General features: G+C 35.8%; 21 protein-coding genes, 1 pseudogene and 2 riboswitches. Of the genes and pseudogenes, 13 read left to right on the forward strand and 9 right to left on the reverse strand.

The window, feature by feature from the left end; genetic code table 11:
• Nucleotides 1-14 precede the first annotated feature (14 nt).
• Nucleotides 15-998, forward strand: coding sequence for a glucokinase (gene glcK, locus ACZ76X_RS11430; protein ID WP_000391706.1), 984 nt, complete (start codon nt 15-17; stop codon nt 996-998).
• 80 nt (nt 999-1078) lie between these two features.
• Here glcK and ACZ76X_RS11435 read toward each other — a convergent pair whose 3' ends face one another.
• Nucleotides 1079-1252, reverse strand: a complete 174-nt coding sequence (locus ACZ76X_RS11435) for a DUF2759 domain-containing protein (protein ID WP_000524846.1) — start codon at nt 1250-1252, stop codon at nt 1079-1081.
• Between the two features lie 170 nt (nt 1253-1422).
• On the opposite strand from ACZ76X_RS11435, the gene ACZ76X_RS11440 reads away from it, so the two are divergent.
• Both ACZ76X_RS11440 and ACZ76X_RS11445 read left to right on the forward strand, forming a co-directional pair.
• Nucleotides 1423-2052 (forward strand): MBL fold metallo-hydrolase, encoded by a 630-nt coding sequence (locus tag ACZ76X_RS11440; RefSeq protein WP_479850511.1) that lies wholly within the window; start codon nt 1423-1425, stop codon nt 2050-2052.
• 9 nt (nt 2053-2061) lie between these two features.
• Entirely contained in the window at nt 2062-3174 is a 1113-nt protein-coding gene (locus ACZ76X_RS11445; protein ID WP_479850512.1) for a class I SAM-dependent methyltransferase, read from the forward strand.
• A 151-nt stretch (nt 3175-3325) separates the two neighbouring features.
• On the opposite strand, the gene ACZ76X_RS11450 is transcribed toward ACZ76X_RS11445, so the two are convergent.
• From ACZ76X_RS11450 to metI, 4 genes and pseudogenes are all read right to left on the reverse strand, one after another.
• A complete protein-coding gene (locus ACZ76X_RS11450; protein ID WP_000894375.1) occupies nt 3326-3616 on the reverse strand; it encodes an ArsR/SmtB family transcription factor in 291 nt (96 codons plus the stop codon).
• 433 nt (nt 3617-4049) lie between these two features.
• Nucleotides 4050-4564 (reverse strand): annotated as a pseudogene (locus ACZ76X_RS11455) (cysteine hydrolase family protein).
• 140 nt (nt 4565-4704) lie between these two features.
• Nucleotides 4705-5868 carry a cystathionine beta-lyase gene (gene metC / locus ACZ76X_RS11460; RefSeq protein ID WP_479850513.1) on the reverse strand — a complete coding sequence of 388 codons (1164 nt, stop codon included), beginning with the start codon at nt 5866-5868 and terminating at the stop codon, nt 4705-4707.
• Nucleotides 5865-6977, reverse strand: a complete 1113-nt coding sequence (gene metI / locus ACZ76X_RS11465) for a cystathionine gamma-synthase/O-acetylhomoserine thiolyase (protein ID WP_342715742.1) — start codon at nt 6975-6977, stop codon at nt 5865-5867. Before metI ends, metC begins: the two co-directional genes overlap by 4 nt.
• 241 nt (nt 6978-7218) lie before the next feature.
• Nucleotides 7219-7328: riboswitch (SAM riboswitch) on the reverse strand.
• Between the two features lie 203 nt (nt 7329-7531).
• A riboswitch (SAM riboswitch) is annotated at nt 7532-7641 on the forward strand.
• Nucleotides 7642-7711: 70 nt separating this feature from the next.
• On the opposite strand from metI, the gene ACZ76X_RS11470 reads away from it, so the two are divergent.
• The 6 genes from ACZ76X_RS11470 (at nt 7712) to ACZ76X_RS11495 (ending at nt 15565) form a co-directional block, all read left to right on the forward strand.
• On the forward strand, nt 7712-9547 hold the full coding sequence (locus tag ACZ76X_RS11470) for a bifunctional homocysteine S-methyltransferase/methylenetetrahydrofolate reductase (protein ID WP_479850514.1): 1836 nt from the start codon (nt 7712-7714) through the stop codon (nt 9545-9547).
• Nucleotides 9544-12942: a methionine synthase gene (gene metH / locus ACZ76X_RS11475; protein ID WP_479850515.1), complete on the forward strand. Its 3399-nt coding sequence runs from the start codon at nt 9544-9546 to the stop codon at nt 12940-12942. The genes ACZ76X_RS11470 and metH overlap by 4 nt, the downstream gene beginning before the upstream one ends.
• Nucleotides 12943-12960: 18 nt before the next feature.
• Nucleotides 12961-14019: an undecaprenyldiphospho-muramoylpentapeptide beta-N-acetylglucosaminyltransferase gene (gene murG / locus ACZ76X_RS11480; RefSeq protein WP_479850516.1), complete on the forward strand. Its 1059-nt coding sequence runs from the start codon at nt 12961-12963 to the stop codon at nt 14017-14019.
• Nucleotides 14020-14265: 246 nt separating this feature from the next.
• On the forward strand, nt 14266-14526 hold the full coding sequence (locus tag ACZ76X_RS11485) for a DUF3966 domain-containing protein (protein ID WP_000817964.1): 261 nt from the start codon (nt 14266-14268) through the stop codon (nt 14524-14526).
• Between the two features lie 96 nt (nt 14527-14622).
• Nucleotides 14623-14997 carry a nucleoside 2-deoxyribosyltransferase gene (locus ACZ76X_RS11490; RefSeq protein WP_479850517.1) on the forward strand — a complete coding sequence of 125 codons (375 nt, stop codon included), beginning with the start codon at nt 14623-14625 and terminating at the stop codon, nt 14995-14997.
• Nucleotides 14998-15076: 79 nt separating this feature from the next.
• Nucleotides 15077-15565: a hypothetical protein gene (locus ACZ76X_RS11495; protein WP_479850518.1), complete on the forward strand. Its 489-nt coding sequence runs from the start codon at nt 15077-15079 to the stop codon at nt 15563-15565.
• A gap of 36 nt (nt 15566-15601) precedes the next feature.
• On the opposite strand, the gene ACZ76X_RS11500 is transcribed toward ACZ76X_RS11495, so the two are convergent.
• Complete coding sequence (locus ACZ76X_RS11500; RefSeq protein ID WP_001093241.1) at nt 15602-15913, reverse strand: hypothetical protein; 312 nt, start codon at nt 15911-15913, stop codon at nt 15602-15604.
• 252 nt (nt 15914-16165) lie between these two features.
• Between ACZ76X_RS11500 and ACZ76X_RS11505 the strand changes: the two genes are divergently transcribed.
• A complete protein-coding gene (locus ACZ76X_RS11505; RefSeq protein WP_479850519.1) occupies nt 16166-16381 on the forward strand; it encodes a DUF3912 family protein in 216 nt (71 codons plus the stop codon).
• An 87-nt stretch (nt 16382-16468) separates the two neighbouring features.
• Entirely contained in the window at nt 16469-16876 is a 408-nt protein-coding gene (locus ACZ76X_RS11510) for a hypothetical protein (protein WP_479850520.1), read from the forward strand.
• A 231-nt stretch (nt 16877-17107) separates the two neighbouring features.
• Here ACZ76X_RS11510 and ACZ76X_RS11515 read toward each other — a convergent pair whose 3' ends face one another.
• The 3 genes from ACZ76X_RS11515 to ACZ76X_RS11525 form a co-directional block, all read right to left on the reverse strand.
• Entirely contained in the window at nt 17108-18502 is a 1395-nt protein-coding gene (locus ACZ76X_RS11515) for an L-cystine transporter (RefSeq protein ID WP_001094339.1), read from the reverse strand.
• 107 nt (nt 18503-18609) lie between these two features.
• Entirely contained in the window at nt 18610-18852 is a 243-nt protein-coding gene (locus tag ACZ76X_RS11520) for a DUF2626 domain-containing protein (protein ID WP_000440714.1), read from the reverse strand.
• Between the two features lie 125 nt (nt 18853-18977).
• Entirely contained in the window at nt 18978-19673 is a 696-nt protein-coding gene (locus tag ACZ76X_RS11525; RefSeq protein WP_479850521.1) for a helix-turn-helix transcriptional regulator, read from the reverse strand.
• Between the two features lie 205 nt (nt 19674-19878).
• Here ACZ76X_RS11525 and comGA point away from each other — a divergent pair, with 205 nt between their 5' ends.
• Entirely contained in the window at nt 19879-20922 is a 1044-nt protein-coding gene (comGA, locus tag ACZ76X_RS11530) for a competence protein ComGA (RefSeq protein WP_098667305.1), read from the forward strand.
• Nucleotides 20915-21946, forward strand: coding sequence for a competence type IV pilus assembly protein ComGB (gene comGB / locus ACZ76X_RS11535; RefSeq protein ID WP_479850522.1), 1032 nt, complete (start codon nt 20915-20917; stop codon nt 21944-21946). Before comGA ends, comGB begins: the two co-directional genes overlap by 8 nt.
• The last annotated feature ends 2 nt before the right edge of the window (nt 21947-21948 follow it).

Genomic DNA, 21948 nt, shown 5'->3' on the forward strand with positions numbered 1-21948 from the left:
GGTAGGTAAGCAACATGGAAGAGAAATGGTTAGTTGGTGTTGACCTTGGTGGTACAACTATTAAATTAGCATTTATTAATGTGTACGGTGAAATTTTACATAAGTGGGAAATCCCTACGAATACAAATGAGCAGGGAAAGCATATTACACTTGATGTAGCGAAAGCTATTGATAAAAAGTTAGAAGAGTTAGGCGAATTAAAAAGTAAGTTAATCGGTATTGGTATGGGAGCTCCTGGTCCTGTACACGTGGCGTCTGGAATGATTTATGAAGCGGTTAACTTAGGATGGAAAAACTATCCGTTAAAAGATTTATTAGAAGTAGAAACAGGATTACCTGTTGTTATTGATAATGATGCGAACTTAGCAGCGCTTGGTGAAATGTGGAAAGGTGCTGGTGAAGGAGCAAAAGATTTAATTTGTATGACGCTTGGCACTGGTGTTGGTGGCGGTGTAATTGCCAATGGAGAGATTGTACACGGCGTAAGCGGTGCTGCTGGTGAAATCGGACACATTACAGTCGTTACAGAGAATGCTTTCCCATGTAATTGCGGGAAGTCTGGTTGCCTAGAAACTGTAGCATCTGCAACAGGTATTGTGCGTGTTGCTATGCAAAAAATACAAGAAACTGATAAAGAAAGTATTCTACGTTCTATGTTAGCAGAAGAAGGACGTATCACATCAAAAGACGTATTTGAAGCACATGGACAAGGTGATGAACTAGCAGGCGAAGTAGTAGAAAAGGTAGCTTCTTATTTAGGATTAGCTGTAGCGAACCTTTCTAGCACGTTGAACCCAGAGAAAATCGTTATTGGCGGAGGCGTTTCTAAAGCTGGAGATGCACTATTAGAACCAATTCAACGCTATTTTGAGCAATATGCTTTCTCACGTGCTGTAAAGAGCACGAAGTTAGCGATTGCAACACTTGGTAATGATGCAGGTGTTATCGGAGGAGCTTGGCTTGTAAAAAAGCACAAATACGAAGCGAAGATGATATAAGTTGTGAAGTATGAAAAGAGGAAGGGGAACCCCTTCCTCTTTTTGTGTGAGATCTTGATGAAGAATAAAATGTAAATGAATTAAGCTGCTGGTGGGTACCCGTTATATAGAACAGTCATAATTGTAAACCATCCGAAAACGAGTACAGTTGCAATTGCAAAGCCGCCTGCGAAAAAGTTCTTTTCACGAAGTGTTCTAAGCGTAGCAAATACAGCTAACAGAGTGACTAGTGCAAAAATAATAACAAGGCCCATACAATATCCTCCTCTGTCTACCCATTCCTAAATATGAGTTTTTAGAATATTAACTCTTTTATATTGTACATGTTTTAAAAATGATTGTCGAGATAGCATCCTTTCTTTTCCTAAGAGAAAAAAATGTTGTATCATTGAAAGTAAGTTTAATAATTGGAGGAGATTTTCATATGAAATGGATACAAATGCCGTTAGGCCCATTACAAACAAATGCTTATATTTTAACGAATGAGCAAAATGAGTGTATTATCTTTGATCCTGGTCACGAAGGAGAGAAGCTCGTTACATATTTACAAGAAGAAAAATTAAAGCCACTGGCTGTTTTATTAACACATGCTCACTTTGATCATATTGGTGCTGTTGATGCGGTAAGAGACGCTTTTCATATTCCTGTGTATGTACATAAAGAAGAAGCAGATTGGTTAGGCGATGCAACTGTAAACGGTTCTCAAATTTTTATGATGAATCGCAGCATTACAGCAAAACCAGCAGATCATATTATTGATGCAGAAGGTGCATTAGCAATTGGTTCATTTAACTTTGAAATTTTTGAGACACCAGGACATTCTCCAGGCAGTATTTCTTATTACTGTAAAGAGGCGAATGCTGTATTTTCTGGAGATGTATTGTTCCAAATGAGTATTGGAAGAACAGATTTACCTGGTGGAAGTTTTGCAGAATTGATTGGAAGTATTGAAGAGAAATTATTTGTATTACCTGATGAAACAGCGGTGTTATGCGGACATGGTCCAGAAACAAGCATTGGTTTTGAAAAAGAAAATAATCCATTTTTACAGTAAGGAGCTAGTATGGAGATGGAGCTCATTTTAAAAGAATGGATGGAAAAAGAAAAGGATTATTCAATTTCATACAGTACATATATGAACCTCGCATTATATGCAGAGGAACATGGATACTATATGAAAGAACGTGAAAAAATCGGAAGACAAGGGGATTTTTTTACAAGTAGTAATGTATCCTCTGTGTTTGCAAAAACTTTTGCTAAGTTTTTTATTCGTCTTGTTGAAAATGGTGAAGTTGCTCCACATATTTGTGAGATTGGTGGGGGAACTGGGAAGTTTGCCTATGATGTTTTACAAGAATGGAAGCAATTATCACCGAAAACCTTTATTGATTTAAACTATTCAATGATTGAAATGAGCCCTTTTCATAGAAAATTACAGCAGAAAAATCTTTGTTCATTTTCTAATGTGTCATATTATACATCGCATAATGAAATAGGGGAATCGTTCGAAGGAATTCTTTTTTCGAATGAGTTATTTGATGCATTTCCTGTTGAAGTAATTGAGAAGAGGAATGGAATATTGTATGAAGTACGTGTTACGTACACAGAGGAAGGGAAGCTTGCGGAAGTATGTAGACCGTTACATAAACGAATTGGTCGATACTTATTGAAATATAATATTCATCTTGCTGAAGGCCAACGTTTTGAAGTGCCGATTGCAATGGAAGAATATATAAAAGAAATTGCGAAATGGTTTCAACGAGGTGTATGTATTACAGTTGATTATGGATATACAAAAGAAGAATGGATGCTTCCTGCACATAAAGAAGGAAGTTTACGAGGCTATTACGAGCATAAGTTAATTCGTAATCCTTTAGCGTATCCAGGTGAAATGGACCTTACTACTCATATTCATTGGGACGAACTGAAAGAGATGTTTAGCCTGCAAGGTATGCATACAGTATGGCATAAGAAGCAATCTGAGTTTTTGTTAGCAGCAGGAATATTAGAGCAACTTACGAATCATCAAGATCGGGATCCTTTTTCTGAAACTCAAAAACAAAATCGCGCAGTGCGTTCAATGATTTTGGGCGGGGGATTAGGGAGTACATTTGATGTTGCTATACATACGAAACATATGCAACAGCTACACTTAGATCGGTATTTGAAAATATAAAAAAACAAGACACAGCATATTTCTGTGTCTTGTTTTTTAATACGACTTTTTAATTATGTAGCATCATATATTTCCTCTCATGATATATATTTATATTAAAGATATGAGATAAAAAATATAAAATACGTCCTTTTTCTCTTTTTATGAATCCCTAACCTAATAATACGCGAACGAGTTGAATAATTGTCTCGTTTTCTACTTTGTAATAAATTTCCAATCCTTTTCTTTCACTTGAAACGATTTTAGCGCTTTTTAACTTTGCTAAATGCTGTGAAATTGTAGATTGTGGCATGTTTAAGCCAGTGTACATTGTAGAAACGTTGCTTGGACCACGTTCAATTAATCCTTTTACAATACATAAGCGAACAGGATGAGCAAGTACTTTCAATAATTCTGCATTGCTTTCATATAGTTCAATTTCTTTTTGAAAGGTTTCTAACATGTTCTTTTCCACCTCCGTGTGAGCTGTTATACCATATTATACATACCAAAAAATTAAAGAAAAGGAAACAGTTGTTGCAGAAAAAAAGTCCTAAAGTAAAGAAATTGTAAGAAAAGAGACCCTGATGTAAATAAAGTAGATGAATTAGCACGGTTTTGTAAAATGACATTTTTGGGTGAAAATTTCGATGCGTTTTAAAAATTGAAAGATATAGATATATTTGTAACACAATTTTATCACGATTTTCTTATTCTTTCAAATGAATATACAAAATTTTTAAAATAATATGACAAAGGAATTATAATGTTATATATAGAATATAAAACAGGTTAAAAGAAAAGAAGCTGAATGTAATCAGCTTCTTTATGGTGAAAATGAAATGTTCGAATATAGCTGATAAATCTTAGAATTACCAAGACATTAGTTATGTATTCTAGATTTCATTATTTATCAATTTTAAAAATCTGTTGTTCCATATATTCTCATAAAAGTTAATTGTCTCTTTTGCGGACATAAATGGATTATTTAGTGTAGAGGTTGCTTTCTGGACCATGAAGTTTTCGTATATCCTAGTCCATGAGCGAATTTAATCGTAGCATCCATACAATACTCTGTTTGGGCACCACAAAATTCAATACGATGGACAGATAATTGATCTAAAACCTCTTTTAAGTTTGTCTTATAAAATGAATTGGCATGTGTTTTTCTTACAAAAAAATCTCGTTCTTGAACATCTAAATCACCATGAATAGCCCAAAGTTCTTTTTCAGGTACTAAATCATCATCACAATGTTGAACGAAAAGAATTGGTTTATTTGATTCTCTGTATGAAGAAATTCTTTTATTTACTTTTGTAAGTAAGTTTTGTAAGTCAAATAAATGTTCTTCGCTATAACATACTCCATTTTGTAAATCGATAACGATTAAGACATCTGCACAAGTATCCATTATTTTTGCCCCTTTTTATTTTTTAATATATCAATTAATTTATTGCTTGAAAATAGATGGTGCTCTTTTGTTTTTTTATGAACTATACGAAACAGCATAAAAAAAGATATGAAAGCTTCATTTCATATCTTCTTTTCTCTCTATGCATTTACAGGTTCTTCTACATAAGAAAGGGCATTTTCAAAATCGGATATTAAATCGCCAACATTTTCAAGGCCGACGGATAACCGAAGTAATGAATTCGAAATCCCTCTTTCATCACGAGCTTCTTGCGATAGTGCTGCATGTGACATTTTAGCTGGGTAGGAAAGGATTGATTCGACAGCTCCTAAACTAACTGCAAAGACAGGTAATTTAACTTTTGATAAAAATTGGCGGAGTGCGTCTTCTGATTGTAAAGTGAAAGATAGGACAGCTCCGGCTGATGTAGCTTGAGATTGTTGAATATTAAATCCCAGATGTGTTTGTAAGCCAGGATAATAGACGTTTTGAACTTTATTGTGCTCTTGTAAATAGTGTGCAATTTTATTGGCGTTAGTAGCTGAGTGCTCAAGACGTACATGCAATGTTTTTAGACCGCGAAGTACGAGAGAACAATCTTGCGGACCTAAAATAGCGCCGAATGCATTTTGTAAAAATCCAAGTTTTTGAGCGAGTTCGGCATCTTTTACAACCGCTAATCCTGCAGTAACATCACTATGACCGGCAATGAATTTTGTGGCACTATGAAGAACGACATCGGCGCCAAGGTCAAGTGGTTTCTGGAATAGTGGTGTCAAAAATGTATTATCAACAAAAGTAAGGGCGTCAATAGATTTTGCAAGTTTAGAAACAGCACGAATATCTGTCACTTTTAAAAGTGGGTTAGAGGGTGTTTCCACATAAAAAAGCTTTGTATTTGGCTTAATGTTTTGTTTTATTTCTTCTAAATTGGTCATATCAACAAATGTATGTGACACACCGTAACGAGAGAGAACTTCAGTTATCATTCGATAAGTCCCTCCGTATACGTCTTCTGAAATGAGTACGTGATCACCTTGTGAAAGGAGGAGGAATGCAGTAGAAATCGCTGCAATTCCTGATGCGAATGCAAACCCTTTTGTTCCGCCTTCTAATAAAGCGATAATATCTTCAAGCGCTTCGCGAGTTGGATTACCAGATCGACTATAGTCATATTTCCCGAACGTATCTACATCAAATTGGTGGAATGTTGATGTATTATAAATGGGAACGTTAACAGCTCCTGTTTGTGAGTCATGTTTATATTGGTTGTGTAGTAAAAGTGTATCTATAGAATAACTCATATTCTTACACCTTCTTTCACAAGTTTAATGGCTTGCTGTAAGTCTTGAATTAAATCGTTACTATTTTCAATACCGACAGAAAATCGAAGAAGACGATTACATACACCGTTTGCTGTTCTAATTTCTTCAGGAATATCAGCGTGTGTTTGTGTTGCCGGATATGTCATTAAACTTTCAACACCACCGAGACTTTCAGCAAATGTAATTAAGGATAAAGATTGTAGGAATGGATTAATCCACGTTTCATCTTTTAGACGAAATGAGATCATGCCGCCTCTTCCAGGGTAAAATACATCTGTCACACCGTCTTCATCATTTAAATAAGCGACAACTGCTTTTGCATTTTCTTCATGTTGTCTCATGCGAAGCGCTAACGTTTTCATACCACGAATTAATAGCCATGAATCAAATGGGCTTAATACCGCGCCTGATGCATTATGATAATGAGCGATTTCCTCACAAAGTTCCTTTCCCTTTGCAACGACAAGTCCGCTTAGTACATCGTTATGTCCTCCTAAATATTTCGTTGCGCTATGAATTACAATGTCCGCGCCTTCTGTTAATGGCTGCTGTATATAAGGCGTGTAGAATGTGTTGTCTACGATAAGAAGTAGTCCGTGTCTTTTCGCTACAGTTGCGACAGCAGCAATATCAGTAACTTGCATTAATGGATTAGTTGGAGTTTCTATGAAAATAGCTTTCGTTTCAGTTGTGATAGCTTGCTCAATTTGTTTAATAGACTGTGTATTTACGTATCTACATCGAACGTTCCACTTTTTTTCGTGCTCAGAAAATAATCGATAAGTGCCCCCGTATAAATCTTCGGATACAATAAGTTCGTCTCCAGAACGGAATAGGGACAGGACGAGGAGAACAGCTGCCATCCCTGAACTACAGGCATATCCTTGTTCACCGTGTTCTAAGTCTGCAATTGCCTGCTCTAACAGGCCGCGAGTTGGATTGCCAGTTCGTGAATAGTCAAAGCCAGTCGATTTACCAATTCCTTCGTGACGATAAGCAGTTGAAAAATAAACAGGTGGATTAACAGTCCCTGTTGTAGTTTCGCTTCGGTTTCCGATTTGTGCTAGTTTTGTTTCAATAGTTGACATGTGAAAATTCCTCCTTTTTAAATTAACAATTAAGTGAATGTAAAGTGAAACTTTAATCAGTGAGGGATTCATCCCCACTGATTATCAGCTCTCACCAATCGGGCTTTTACGGGCAGTTGATCCCCACCTAACTTCTTTGTTCCAGCTGAATTTTGAGTTGGGAATCTTACTGCCCTCAAATAGCGGGGTAAAATAAAAAAAGCCTTCTAAGAAGAAGGCTTTCGGTTTGAATAGAGTCTTCTTCTCATCTGTCAAATCTTTCACAATTTGCTGGAATTAGCACCTTATTAACAAATGTTAATGGTTGCTGAGGCGTCATAGGGCCAGTCCCTCTACCTCTCTAGATAAGAATGTTTGTATGAAATTTTATTATGTTTTTAACTTTACAACAAAAGATAATTGAATTGCAACTTTATTTTAAATAATTTTTATTTTTCCGCAAGTGTCATTGACTTTTGCATTTGTGCGTGCTAAATTTATTAAAAAATTAACAAACATTGTTAAAAGGGGAACGCATTTCCTTTTAGCTACATAAATAAAATAATAAAGACAAACTCTTATTGAGAGCGGTGGAGGGAAAGGCCCTGTGAAACCCGGCAACCTTCAAACGAAATGTTTGAAACGGTGCTAATACCTGCAAAACGAGTGTTTTGCATAATAAGAGGAGGATCGATTATGTCCCCCTCTTCAAAGTGAAGAGGGGGTTTTTATATTGATAGAAATGAGGGAGATTGGTGAAATTACTAGATTTATTATCAAAAGGAATTGTAATAGGTGATGGTGCGGTTGGAACGTTATTACATTCACATGGCTTGCAAAGTAGTTTTGAAGAATTGAATATATCTGATCCAGATTTAATTATATCGATTCATAAGCAATATGTAGCTGCTGGGGCAGATGTAATTCAAACAAATACGTACGGAGCAAATGAAGCGAAATTACGTATGTATGGTTTAGAAAATCAAGTTACTGAAATTAATAGAGCGGCAGTCAAACTGGCGAAAGCATCTGTTACAGACAGAAATGCCATTTTAGGAACAATCGGTGGTATGAAACATATCGGAGCTGTTACGACAACTGATATGGAAAGAGAATTTATGCTACTTGAGCAGGCAAGTGCTTTACTAGAAGAACAGGTTGATGGATTACTATTAGAGACTTTCTATGATGAGTTTGAATTACTTCATGCTGTTCAGGTGTTACGAAAACAAACGAATATTCCAATTGTAGCTCAATTAGCGTTACATGAGGCAGGTACGACTCAAAATGGAAATGATGTAAATGAAATATTAAAACAGCTTTTAGATTATGGTGCAAATGTTGTTGGATTGAACTGTCAACTAGGGCCACTTCATATGACGGAAGCTTTTAAAATGATATCGATCCCGCAAAATGGTTATTTGTCAGCATATCCCAATGCAGGTCTCCCGAATTATGTGGAGGGACGTTACGTATATGAGGGAAGTCCAGCTTATTTCGAAGCGATGACACCGAAATTTATTGAACAAGGTATTCGATTATTAGGTGGTTGTTGTGGCACTACACCAGAACATATTGAAAGTATGAAACGTGCTGCTTTACACGTTACGCCTGTAATAGAGAAGGATACAATTCAAAGACCGAAAGTAGTTCATACACATGAGAAACGTTCAAAAGCGCATGTTACTTTAGCAGAGAAAGCAAAAAAACAAACGACAGTAGTAGTGGAATTAGATCCACCGAAAACGTTAGATACACAGCGTTTTTTTGAAGGCGCAAGGGCATTGAAAAGAGCTGGAGCAGATGCTATTACTCTAGCAGATAATTCATTAGCATCGCCTCGCGTTTCGAATATGGCAATGGGTGCATTATTAACGAAACACGATATTCCGGTATTGACGCACTTAACGTGTAGAGACCATAACGTCATCGGATTACAATCTCATTTACTAGGATTATCAGCGTTAGGCATGGAAGAAGTGTTAGCTTTAACTGGTGATCCAGCACGCGTTGGTGATTTTCCAGGTGCCACTTCTGTATATGATTTGTCCTCTATTGAGCTCATTAAAATGATTAAAGAAATGAACGATGGGCGCTCCATTTTAGGGAAATCAATAGGTCCAGCAACAAGGTTTTCAGTAGGAGGTGCGTTTAATCCGCATGTAAGACATTTAAAAGCAGCGGTTAAGCGAATGGAACGGAAAATAGATGCTGGAGCAGAATATTTCTTAACGCAGCCAATTTATGATATTGCGTTAATTGAAGAAGTGTATGAAGCGACGAAGCATTTGGAACAACCTATTTTTATTGGGATTATGCCATTAATAAGTAAACGGAATGCAGATTTTCTTCATTTTGAGGTGCCAGGTATTACTTTACCTGAAGCGATAAGAGAGAGAATGGATGGACATGAAACGAAAGAAGCGGCAATTGAGGAAGGGATTCGCATTTCTCAAGAGTTGATTGATGCGGCGATGAAATATTTTAACGGCATTTATCTTATTACACCATTTCTAAAATATGAAATTACAGAACACCTCGTTAAATATGTGAGAGAAAAGCAAGAAGTGAAAGAAGGTATTAATGGATGAAAAGTATAGAGGAAAAATTACAAAATAACATCTTAATATTAGATGGTGCAATGGGAACAATGATCCAGCAAGAGGACTTAACTGCGGAAGATTTCGGAGGGGAAGAGTACGAAGGCTGTAATGAATATTTAGTAGAAACAAGGCCTGATGTCATTTTGAAGATTCATAAAGCTTATATTGAAGCTGGGGCGGATGTTATTGAAACAAATACATTTGGGGCGACAAATATTGTATTAAGTGATTATGATTTGTCCCATTTAGATGAAGAACTAAATGAGAAGGCAGCACGTTTAGCGAAGCAAGCGGTCCGAGAAAGCGGGAAGGAAGTATACGTTGCGGGAGCGATGGGGCCGACAACGAAAGCGATTAGTGTTACTGGTGGTGTAACATTTGAAGAATTAATTGAAGCCTATACACGGCAGGCAAGAGGATTGTTGAAGGGAGAAGTTGATGTATTACTCGTTGAGACGAGTCAAGATATGCGTAACGTGAAGGCTGCTTATATTGGAATTCAAGCAGCTTTTGAAGAATTAAATACAATTGTACCTATCATGATTTCGGGAACAATTGAACCGATGGGAACGACTCTGGCTGGGCAAACAATTGAGGCTTTTTACTTATCGGTAGAACATATGAAGCCATTATCTGTTGGGTTAAACTGTGCGACTGGTCCAGAGTTTATGAGAGATCATATTCGTTCCCTATCTGATTTGTCGGAGTGTTACATTTCTTGTTATCCAAATGCAGGTCTTCCTGATGAAGATGGACATTATCATGAATCGCCATCTTCTCTAGCTGAAAAAGTGAAGCGATTTGCTGAAGAAGGATGGGTTAATATTATCGGTGGTTGTTGTGGTACAACGCCAGAACATATAAAAGCAATGAAATCTGCATTAGCGTCTCTTAATCCGCGTGAACATCACGAGAGAGCTGGGCACGGTGTTAGTGGATTAGAGGCACTACAATATGATGACTCTATGAGACCATTATTTGTTGGTGAAAGAACAAACGTTATTGGGTCACGTAAATTTAAACGATTAGTAGCAGAAGGGAAATTTGAAGAGGCTGCGGAAGTCGCAAGAGCGCAAGTGAAGAAAAATGCTCATGTTATTGATATTTGTATGGCAGACCCGGACCGGGATGAAATAGAAGATATGGAAAACTTCTTGGCAGAAGTTACGAAAGTGTTAAAAGTACCGATTATGATTGACTCAACAGATGAAAATGTGATGGAGCGAGCTCTTACTTATATTCAAGGAAAAGCTGTTATTAATTCAATTAATTTAGAAGATGGGGAAGAACGATTTAAAAAAGTGACACCGCTTCTGCGTAAATATGGTGCGGCAATTGTAGTTGGAACAATCGATGAAGACGGTATGGCGGTTAGTGCAGAACGAAAACTCGAAATTGCGAAAAGAAGTTATGAGTTATTGACGACGAAATATGGCATACGCCCGTCAGATATTATTTTTGATGCACTTGTATTTCCTGTAGGTACAGGTGATGAAGAATATATTGGCTCGGCGGCAGCGACGATAGAAGGTATTCGTCTTATTAAAGAAGCGTTACCAGAGTGTTTAACGATTTTAGGTGTAAGTAACATATCATTTGGTTTACCACCAGCTGGACGTGAAGTATTAAATTCCGTCTTTTTATATCATGCAACGAAAGCAGGATTAGATTACGCGATTGTGAATACGGAAAAATTAGAGCGATATGCGTCAATTCCTGAGGAAGAAAAACGTCTTGCAGATGCATTACTTTTTGAAACGACGCAAGAGACGTTAGAAGAATTTACAAACTTTTATCGCGCGGCAAAAAAGAAAGATATCGTTATCCAAGAAACTTTAACTCTTGATGAAAGGCTAGCAAATTACATTGTAGAAGGTACAAAACAAGGGTTACAAGAAGATTTAAGCCTTGCGCTTACAGAAGGAAGAAAGCCTTTGGATATTATTAATGGCCCACTTATGACAGGAATGGATGAGGTCGGACGATTATTTAATAATAACGAGTTGATCGTTGCTGAAGTATTGCAAAGTGCTGAGAGTATGAAAGCTGCCGTAAGCTATTTAGAGCCACATATGGAATCTAGCGATAGTGCGAAAAAAGGGAAGGTGTTACTAGCAACTGTTAAAGGTGACGTACATGATATTGGGAAAAATCTCGTTGAAATTATTTTAGCGAATAACGGCTATGAGATTATTAATTTAGGAATCAATGTTCGCTCGGATCGAATTGTGCAAGAAGTACAAGAAAAGAAGCCTGATATTATTGGGCTTTCTGGTTTATTAGTAAAATCAGCGCAACAGATGGTAACGACTGCTGAAGATTTAAAAGCAGCGGATATTGATATTCCAATTGTTGTAGGCGGGGCAGCGTTAACAAGAAAGTTTACAGATAATCGTATTTCGCCATCCTATAAAGGGCTCGTATGTTATGCAAGTGATGCGATGACGGGGCTTGACATTATTAATAAGCTTCAAAAAGAAGAAGAGAGAGAGAAGATGAAACAAGATAAGAAAGAACGTCATCTTCATATTGTAACAAAAGAAGAGAAGAAAGTAGAAATTCCAGCATTCATTGAACCATTACCGAAGGCCGAGGTAATGATACCTGATTCAACAAAACGAATCGTATTACGCGATATTCCAGCCCTTCATCTCGCTCCATTTTTAAATAGACAAATGCTACTTGGACATCACCTTGGATTAAAAGGAAGTGTGAAGAAGCTTTTGCGAGAGGGAGATAAAAGAGCACATGAATTAAATGATTTAATAGACGAATTATTGCAGGAAGGACAATCTTGGTTAAAACCGAAAGCGGTGTATCAATTTTTCCCAGCGCAAAGTGACGGACAAAATATTGTAATATATGATCCAGAAGATCATACGCGTGTTATAGAACGTTTCACATTCCCAAGACAAGGAAAAGCACCATATCGTACTTTAGGTGATTATTTACGCCCAGTTGGAGATGAAATGGACTATGTTGCTTTCCTATCTGTTACAGTTGGGGAAGGCGTTCGGGACATTGCTGAAGAGTGGAAAGCGAAGGGGGATTACTTACGCAGTCATGCCATTCAATCGTTAGCACTTGAACTAGCAGAAGGACTTGCTGAAAAAACACATATGCTTATTCGGGATCGCTGGGGTATTCCAGATTCACCAGAACTGACAATGGAAGAACGTTTCCGCACGAAATATAGAGGAATACGCGTGTCCTTCGGTTATCCAGCATGTCCAGAACTCGCGGATCAAGAAAAATTATTTCGACTTATTCATCCAGAAGAAATAGGTATTTCATTAACGGAAGGATTTATGATGGAGCCAGAAGCATCTGTAACGGCTATGGTATTTTCTCACCCTGAGGCAAGATATTTTAGTGTATTATAGTGTAGAAGGGGGAGACGTATGAAAAAAATAGTCTTTACAGGTGGCGGTTCGGCAGGACATGTAACACCTAATTTAGCCATCATTCCGCATTTACAAGAACAGAATTGGGATATTTCTTATATTGGTTCTCATCAAGGAATTGAGAAAACAATTATAGAAAAGGAAGGCATTCCGTACTATAGTATTGCAAGCGGAAAGCTACGCCGTTATTTTGATTTGAAAAATATAAAAGATCCTTTTCTTGTAATGAAAGGTGTTATGGATGCGTATGTAAGGATTCGAAAACTAAAACCGGATGTGATTTTTTCAAAAGGTGGTTTCGTATCTGTACCAGTCGTAATTGGAGGATGGTTAAATAGAGTACCAGTCTTATTACATGAATCTGATATGACGCCAGGACTAGCAAATAAAATTGCGCTCCGTTTTGCTTCGAAAATATTTGTTACATTTGAAGAAGCTGCGAAACATTTACCGAAAGAAAAAGTAATCTATACAGGATCGCCTGTACGTGAAGACGTGCTAAAGGGAAATCGTGAAAAAGGTTTAGCATTTTTAGGTTTTTCACGTAAAAAGCCAGTTATTACAATTATGGGAGGAAGCTTGGGCGCAAAGAAAATTAATGAAACGGTTCGAGAAGCGTTACCAGAACTTCTGAAAAAGTATCAAATTGTTCATCTTTGCGGAAAAGGTAATCTTGATAAAAGCTTACAAAATAAAGAAGGATATAGACAATTTGAATATATACATGGAGAACTGCCAGACATATTAGCGATAACAGATTTTGTTATTTCACGTGCGGGCTCTAATGCCATTTTTGAGTTTTTAACATTGCAAAAGCCGATGCTTTTAATTCCGCTATCCAAATTTGCAAGTCGTGGAGATCAAATACTAAATGCAGAGTCTTTTGAGAGACAAGGATATGCTTCCGTATTGTATGAAGAAGATGTGAATGTAAATTCTCTTATAAAGCATGTTGAAGAGTTATCTCATAATAATGAGGCATATAAAACCGCATTAAAAAAATATAATGGAAAAGAAGCAATTCAAACAATCATTCACCATATTTCAGAGGCATGATGAAACAATCATGCCTCTTTTAGTAGGATGAAAGATTCCAAGAAACGGTGTTTTTATGTTACAATAAAGTGAAACTTTAATCAGTGGGGAGGGGTTAATCCCCCACTGATTATTAGTTGAACCAATCGGGCTTTTACGGGCAGTTAATCCCACACCTAACTTCTTTATTTTGCTGAATTTTGAGGTGTGGGTTTTACTGCCCGTTAATGCGGGGTAGCAAATGGATTAGTAGGGAAATTCCAATTAATGAAGCGTGAAAATACGAATGGATTAGGAGTGACTGTGTTGGAGCTAAGTCTCTATGAAAATACTGCACTTATTATATGCTTTGTGTTGTACGTTGGTAGTGTTATTGTTTATATTTCAAGGAAGTTTTCGCAAGAAAGGGAGCTTGAAAAATCAGAAATAACAGCTGAACTAGAAATGTTAGCTGATGAAAGTTATAAAAAACAAAAAATAAAAGAAGACCATGAGGCATCCCATCATTTAAACGCAAATAAGTTTTAAAGATGGGGATTTTTTTTGAAGTTGTTCTTTATTATGTTTATAGCAAATAACGCTAAAATGGAGTTTCCCCCTTATATAATGAAGGAGTGTATATAAATGAATTTTTATATCGCCTCAGGATTCCAAAATAAACAACTTGTACGTTCTATAGCAAATGAACTGAAACATGCAGGATGGAACCATACATATGATTGGACTAAAAACGAAAGAGCAGTGAATCAAGAACAATTAAGAGAAATTGGTCAGGCAGAAAAGAATGCTATTAAAGAAGCGGATGTATTTTTACTTATATTAGATGGTGGGAACGGGAGCCATACAGAGTTTGGAATGGCGATTGCGCTAGAGAAAAAGATACATGTATATCATGAAAGAAATCCGCTTCAAACAACGTTCTATCATTTGCCAGAAATAAATATTTTTGAAGGAGATGCAACTGAATTTGCATCTTATGTTATGAATCATGTGAAATAATAGTAACTACTTAAAAGGTTATAAAAGGGATCTTTTGGGTACAGTGATGATAAGAAACATATATAAAGGAGTACATAATATGAAATTAGAAAATGGATGGGAAACGAGCTTTTTAGAAGTCGTACAAAATAGTGAATTTAAGAAAAATGCACAGCTTAGTCAATTGCTTTGTGAGGATAGTGAAGAAGTTGAGGAGCTTGTTGATGATTATGGTTATGAAGAAATCATTAATCGCGAACATGATGATGAATTAGCTGATATTTTAGGAGAAGAGCTTTTTAGTGAAATGGAACGACACGTATTCTTATCTGCACAGCCAGAAGAAAAACTTATTTCATTTGTAAATGGATTAGGTTTTCATGTGTTAGATTGGATCGTTCTTCTTGAAACAGAATTTGGCATTGATAGTGCAAACTTTACGTCAGACGCCGTGAAAACGTTAGAAAAGCGTTTTAGACAATTTCCATACATAGAGGACAAGACAATTTTTGATATGACATTTGGAGAAGCAATGGATGTATTAGAGTCCATTACGGGATTACAACTGAAGGAAAAGATGAACGTATAATGTAAAAAAAGAACGTGAGGTAATCACGTTCTTTTTTTACATTATAATAATTTTGTCATCTAGTTTTGTTTGCCCGCTAAGAAGTGCGTTTAAATATTCTACTTTTCTTATACAAGCCTGTATATGTCTTTCAACCTCTTGCAACTCTGCTTGGTGATGTGTTTCAATCGGATGAATTTGTACGTTGAATTTTTCAAATTGACTACTATATGTTATTTCTGCATAGCCGCTCATAATATCCATTTCGTTATGAAATAAAAATTGTTTCGTTTTGTCACAGAATGATACATTCTGAAAGCCATATACTTTTAATGCTTCAATTACTTTTTTAATCATTTTTGTATTCATTTTTTAACCCTCTTTACGAAGTTCTACTTATACATTATACCATAAAAAATTACAAGGAAAGCGCTTCCAAGTGTATTTTATTATAAACTTTACGTTTCAATCACAAAAATGAAACAAAGAAAAAATAATTGTAAAGAAGGGAGGACCCTTTTATTGTTTCGTCATATATATAGAGAAATAGTGCAATGAAAGGAAATTTTCCGAGGTGGAGATCGTATTTCCAATTTGAGCGCAGTAAAAGAGGTGAAAATCTTGAACTTTGATATTGTAGGACAAAAAGCATATATAAAAGATGGACCGCATCGGAACCGAATTGGAATTGTACAGAAAAACGAGACAAAATTAGAATCGCAGTTTGCTATTGTAATTGGAGAACAAATCATTGATGTAGAGCTAAAAGATATCGTGTTAGTTGGGGTAGACGTAGGACAATTTCATAAATGGTGCGAACGAAATGGTTATTTGTGAAAAGGACGGGCTGTGAGATAATGAAATATATTTGAGAAAAGAGAATATGTTATTGTATTCTCTTTTTCTATGTGTAAGGAGATGGAAATGAAGTATAAAGAACGAGATTTTACATTGGAGTTAAAAGAGAAGATTCAATGCATGGAGAAGGAAATAGAGAGAATATCATTTAAACTTTTTAAAGATTATTCACATTTGTACATAGAAAAAAACATGGAATTATTTATAGAACTCATCAGAGATAAAGAAAATCCTTTTGAAACAGGATATTCTTCATCAATTTCGATAGCTGTATTAGATGAAGAAGGAAAGATGATTGAATTTTATACAGTTCCTATCTGGGAATGTTGTAGTTATTTTTTAGGAGTACCGCTTCAAATAAGGTTTTGGGGAAGTAAGTTAAGTGGTGAACTTGTTGATGAATCTTATTGTGAGATAGAGGAGGAGTTAAAGGAGCAGTTGGAAGAGTTTTTACAGTTTGCAGATGAGGAATAATAGTTAGTCTTTAGTTTATAATTAATAGTTATTAAAAAAATGAAAAATGGTATATTTCCTTTATATCAATACATGATAATATACAGGTGTTGTTCTACATGGCTGAAGTAATTGATAGAGCTTTATACATAGTGTTTGAAACAATATGCTATGCCTTATATATAAAAGATAAAGAGGAAGATGAAAAGAACTAAAAAAGGGCGCTAACAGTTTCTGTTAGCGTCCTTTTCATTATGAAGCAATTTCACCAGTTTTTGTATCATCTTGATTGTACGTATCTTGATCTAATTCACCAAGCCATTTACTAGAAATAAGACCTGCTGTCATAGAACCACTTACGTTAAGAGCTGTACGCCCCATATCGATTAATGGTTCAACTGAGATAACAAGAGCGACAATACCGATTGGTAAGTTCATTGTAGATAGTACGATTAACGCTGCAAATGTTGCGCCGCCACCAACACCGGCAACGCCGAATGAGCTAATTGCAACGACAGCGATTAAAGTTAAAATAAATTGTGGTTGTAATGGATCAATTCCTACAGTTGGAGCGACCATCATTGCAAGCATTGCTGGATAAATACCTGCGCAACCGTTTTGTCCGATAGATACTCCAAATGATGCTGCGAAGTTGGCAATCCCTTCAGAAATACCAAGCTTTTCTTTTTGTGCTTCAATATTTAATGGCATTGCACCAGCACTAGAGCGAGATGTGAATGCAAATGTTAATACAGGGAATACCTTTTTCAAATATTGAATTGGATTTAAACCAGATAGAGCAATTAATAATAAGTGGATAACGAACATTACGATAAGTGCTACGTAAGACGCTAACACGAAGTTACCAAGTTTTAAAATAGCGTTTATATCGCTACCAGCAACTGTTTTTGCCATAAGAGCTAATACGCCGTATGGAGTAAGACGTAAAATTAATGTTACCATACGCATTACGATTGCATATACAGCATCAAGCATTTTCTTAAATAGTTCTGCTTGTTCTGGATATTTTCGTTTTACACCGATAAAGGCGATACCGATAAAGGCTGCAAATATTACAACCGAAATTGTTGACGTTGGACGAGCACCTGTTAAATCAAGAAACGGATTTGTAGGCAATAGTTCTAATAATTTATCTGGAATTGTTGTTTTTTCAATAGAAGTAAATCTTTCTTCAACTAGCTTCAGACGAGCAGATTCTGCATCACCTTGTTGCAGACCTGTTGCAGATACATCAAATCCTGCACTTGCAGCGATACCGACAGCTGCAGCGATTCCTGTAGTAAGAATTAAAATTCCGATAATAAGACCACTAATTTTACCAAGGTTTTTCGTTAACTGTAATTTTGTAAATGCTGAAATAATAGATACTAAAATAAGTGGCATAACGATCATTTGAAGTAATTTCACATAACCGTTACCGATTAAGCCAAACCAAGTATTTGATTCAATAATTACTTTAGAAGTTGGTTCATAAATAAATTGTAATATAAGACCGAATATAATTCCGACTCCTAAAGCAGTAAATACACGTTTATTAAAAGATACATGCTTACGTTGCATATAATATAATACGCCAACTAAGATGAGCATGACTGCAACGTTAATTCCGACAAGCAGTGTATTCATGTTGATTCCCCCTAATTCCAATCTGTTATATAGAATATAAGGTAATAAAACCTATAAGTCAACTAGGAAATTGCGGATTTAAAAAAAAGATGGCAAAATGCCATCTTTTAATGTCCAGCCCCAGGGACAAGTAAAAACGTCGTGTAGTATGTAAATCCTATGAAGAAAACAGTTAAATATGCCCCAAATACGTATATATACATACGCTCTGTTAAATTTAAATAGCTTAAAAGTACGAAGAATCCTGTTTGTCCTAAAAATAGTAGTGCGGTCGAGTGCATATCCCCTACGTAAAACATAACCGAGAAAATTCCAGTCCAAAAGCCGAGAACGCGAAACATGCGCTCCATGCCATCTCCCTCCTTTTCTAAAAAAAGTAAACCTCACTTCATTATAGTTTATTTTTCTTACTATTGTAAATATTCGTTCATATAAAAAGAAGCCAATTATAATTGGCTTCTTTTTATATGAGAAATTAAATTGTTAGTTTATAATTACAAGATTTACATCCATCTAGTAAACTATCGTTTCGTGTTAATTCCATGTTAGGGAATAGGATTTCAAAAATCCCTTTCATCATATCTCCGTGCATATTACAAATTTCAGTTGGATGATGAACGGCAACTTCTTTAAATGGACAATTGTGTACATCATAGAAAATTTTCGTTCCATCTGCACTTAATTCAAATGCAGGTGATAAGCCAGCTGTTGAGAAAGCTTCTTTTGCAATTTGAACTTTTTGTTCCACTGTTAAAGCATCTTCACTCACATTTAAACGCAGCATATGTTGTTGCATTAATTCGGTCCCGAATTGTTTTCCAGTTTCGTATAGCACTTTTTCACCAGCAGCGCCAAGGCTAAGTAAAGAATTAAATGCGATTCTTGCTAACAATTGATAATCACGGAATGGAAATTGTAATTGGATAACATCTTCAGATAATACATACAATCTGCTTGGCCTTCCGCCTTTTCCAGTTTTCTTCGTTTCCGATTTCAGCATATGAACATCTTCTAATTTAGATAAATGTAAACGCGCTACGTTTGGATGAATGTCAAACTCATCTGCAATTTCTTGTACCGTTACGTAACTATGTTTTTGAGAAATATATTTATAAATGTAATAACGAGTTGGATCAGATAATACACCTGTAATTTTTAAAGCTTGTTCCATGAGGATCTCCACCTTTATCACTTTATCCAAGATAATAACATTATAATACAGATAAACTTCCATATAGGTAATTTCAGACAATAATTCAGAAATTGTTCATAATTTCACAAACATATTTTCCCTTTTCGCTCTAGTGAAAATACAAAAGTAGTAATTTTTCTTATGAACTTTTTCATGCTATATACATAGTGGGGAGGGAAAAATGATGAATGGAATTGAAAGCTTTGCGAATACGATTTTGAAAGAAGCGTGCAGGGTACAAGCTTCGGATTTACATATTGTACCCCGGAAGAAGGATGTAGCGGTTCAACTGCGTATAGGAAAAGATTTAATGACGAAACAATACATTGAAAAGGAATTTGGAGAAAAACTTGTTTCACATTTTAAATTTTTAGCATCCATGGATATAGGGGAGAGGCGGAAGCCACAAAATGGTTCCCTGTATTTACAAATGGATGGACAAGAAGTATATTTACGCCTTTCCACGCTACCAACTGTATATCAAGAAAGTCTCGTTATCCGTCTTCATTTACAGGCATCTATTCAGCCGTTATCTCATCTTTCGTTATTTCCAAGTACAGCGAAGAAACTACTTTCTTTTTTACATTATTCCCATGGGTTACTTGTATTTACTGGACCGACTGGTTCGGGAAAGACAACAACAATGTATGCGTTATTAGAGGTAATTAGAAAAAAGAAAACACGTCGCATCGTTACACTAGAAGATCCAGTTGAAAAAAGAAATGACGATGTATTACAAATTCAAATAAATGAAAAAGCAGGTATCACATATGAGGCGGGACTAAAGGCTATTTTACGTCATGATCCAGATGTTATTTTAGTCGGTGAAATTCGTGATGAAGAAACAGCAAAAATTGCTATAAGAGCAAGTTTGACTGGCCATTTAGTAATGACAACACTGCATACGAATGATGCGAAAGGGGCAATACTTAGATTTATGGATTTTGGCATAACGAGGCAAGAGATTGAACAATCTTTATTGGCTATAGCTGCACAGCGACTTGTCGAATTGAAGTGTCCGTTTTGCAAAAGAAAGTGCTCAACTTTATGTAAATCAATGAGGAAAGTAAGACAAGCGAGTATTTATGAGTTGTTATATGGATATGAGTTAAAACAAGCGGTTAAAGAAGCAAATGGGGAATGTGTCACTTATAAGCACGAAACATTACAATCTTCGATACGAAAAGGGTACGCTTTAGGTTTCTTAGAAGAGGATGTGTATGTTTAAGAAAATATGGAGTTTAAGTGATCAAGTAATATTATTGAAACGATTAGGAGAACTATTAGAAAAAGGATACTCCCTTTTGCAGGCTTTAGAATTTTTACGGTTTCAATTACCTGTAGAAAAGAAAGTGCAATTGCAGCACATGATCGATGGATTAAAAGATGGAAAAAGTCTACACGATTCTTTTTATCAATTAAAGTTTCATCAGGAGATGTTAAGCTATTTATTTTATGCTGAGCAACATGGTGATATTTCTTTTGCATTGCAACAAGGGAGCGCACTTCTTTATAAAAAGGATAAGTATAGAAAAGATATGATAAAAATAATGCAGTATCCTATGTTTTTGGCGTTCTTTTTAATAATCATGATTTTAATTTTTAATCGCATTTTATTACCGCAGGTTAATATGGTATATAGTTCGTTTGGTTCTACAGTACCTTTATTTACAGAACAAATATTAAGTGTAATTAAGCTACTACCCTATCTTATTTTTAGCACTATTTGTCTAGTCATAATTGGCTGTAGTATATATTTTTTTTACTTTCGGAAACTCCCTCATATGAAGCAGGTAAACATTATACTTCGTATCCCCCTCGTAAAAACATTTCTTATTTTAAAGCATTCACATTATTTTGCTAATCAATTGAGCAGTTTATTACATGGCGGACTATCCGTACTTGAGGCTCTAACAATAATGATGGAGCAAAAATATCATCCGTTCTTTCAGTATGAAGCGGGCCGAATTGAACGCCAATTAATTGCAGGAGAGCCGTTGCAATCTATTATTGCTAAAAGCGGATATTATGAGGAAGAACTTTCTTATATTATTACGCATGGACAAGCAAACGGTAATTTGGCGATTGAATTAGGTGACTATAGTGATCTTATTATAGAAAAGATTGAGCAAAAAGTTAGACGAATGTTAGTGATTATTCAACCGATTTTATTTGTGTGTATTGGAGGAATAGTCGTTCTTATGTATTTAGCAATGATTATGCCAATGTTTCAAATGATGAATTCTATATAGGA

The sequence above is a fragment of the Bacillus sp. BC05(2025) genome (assembly GCF_056725905.1).

Bases quoted from the DNA above. Each gene is read 5' to 3' on its own strand.
- ACZ76X_RS11490 (WP_479850517.1), top strand. From the start codon at position 14,623: ATGAATTTTTATATCGCCTCAGGATTCCAAAATAAACAACTTGTACGT.
- ACZ76X_RS11510 (WP_479850520.1), top strand. From the start codon at position 16,469: ATGAAGTATAAAGAACGAGATTTTACATTGGAGTTAAAAGAGAAGATT.
- ACZ76X_RS11515 (WP_001094339.1), bottom strand. From the start codon at position 18,502: ATGAATACACTGCTTGTCGGAATTAACGTTGCAGTCATGCTCATCTTA.
- metC (WP_479850513.1), bottom strand. From the start codon at position 5,868: ATGAGTTATTCTATAGATACACTTTTACTACACAACCAATATAAACAT.
- ACZ76X_RS11520 (WP_000440714.1), bottom strand. From the start codon at position 18,852: ATGGAGCGCATGTTTCGCGTTCTCGGCTTTTGGACTGGAATTTTCTCG.
- ACZ76X_RS11485 (WP_000817964.1), top strand. From the start codon at position 14,266: ATGAAGCGTGAAAATACGAATGGATTAGGAGTGACTGTGTTGGAGCTA.
- murG (WP_479850516.1), top strand. From the start codon at position 12,961: ATGAAAAAAATAGTCTTTACAGGTGGCGGTTCGGCAGGACATGTAACA.
- ACZ76X_RS11435 (WP_000524846.1), bottom strand. From the start codon at position 1,252: ATGGGCCTTGTTATTATTTTTGCACTAGTCACTCTGTTAGCTGTATTT.
- comGA (WP_098667305.1), top strand. From the start codon at position 19,879: ATGAATGGAATTGAAAGCTTTGCGAATACGATTTTGAAAGAAGCGTGC.
- ACZ76X_RS11500 (WP_001093241.1), bottom strand. From the start codon at position 15,913: ATGAATACAAAAATGATTAAAAAAGTAATTGAAGCATTAAAAGTATAT.
- glcK (WP_000391706.1), top strand. From the start codon at position 15: ATGGAAGAGAAATGGTTAGTTGGTGTTGACCTTGGTGGTACAACTATT.
- comGB (WP_479850522.1), top strand. From the start codon at position 20,915: ATGTTTAAGAAAATATGGAGTTTAAGTGATCAAGTAATATTATTGAAA.
- ACZ76X_RS11445 (WP_479850512.1), top strand. From the start codon at position 2,062: ATGGAGATGGAGCTCATTTTAAAAGAATGGATGGAAAAAGAAAAGGAT.
- ACZ76X_RS11495 (WP_479850518.1), top strand. From the start codon at position 15,077: ATGAAATTAGAAAATGGATGGGAAACGAGCTTTTTAGAAGTCGTACAA.
- ACZ76X_RS11450 (WP_000894375.1), bottom strand. From the start codon at position 3,616: ATGTTAGAAACCTTTCAAAAAGAAATTGAACTATATGAAAGCAATGCA.
- ACZ76X_RS11440 (WP_479850511.1), top strand. From the start codon at position 1,423: ATGAAATGGATACAAATGCCGTTAGGCCCATTACAAACAAATGCTTAT.
- ACZ76X_RS11525 (WP_479850521.1), bottom strand. From the start codon at position 19,673: ATGGAACAAGCTTTAAAAATTACAGGTGTATTATCTGATCCAACTCGT.
- metH (WP_479850515.1), top strand. From the start codon at position 9,544: ATGAAAAGTATAGAGGAAAAATTACAAAATAACATCTTAATATTAGAT.
- metI (WP_342715742.1), bottom strand. From the start codon at position 6,977: ATGTCAACTATTGAAACAAAACTAGCACAAATCGGAAACCGAAGCGAA.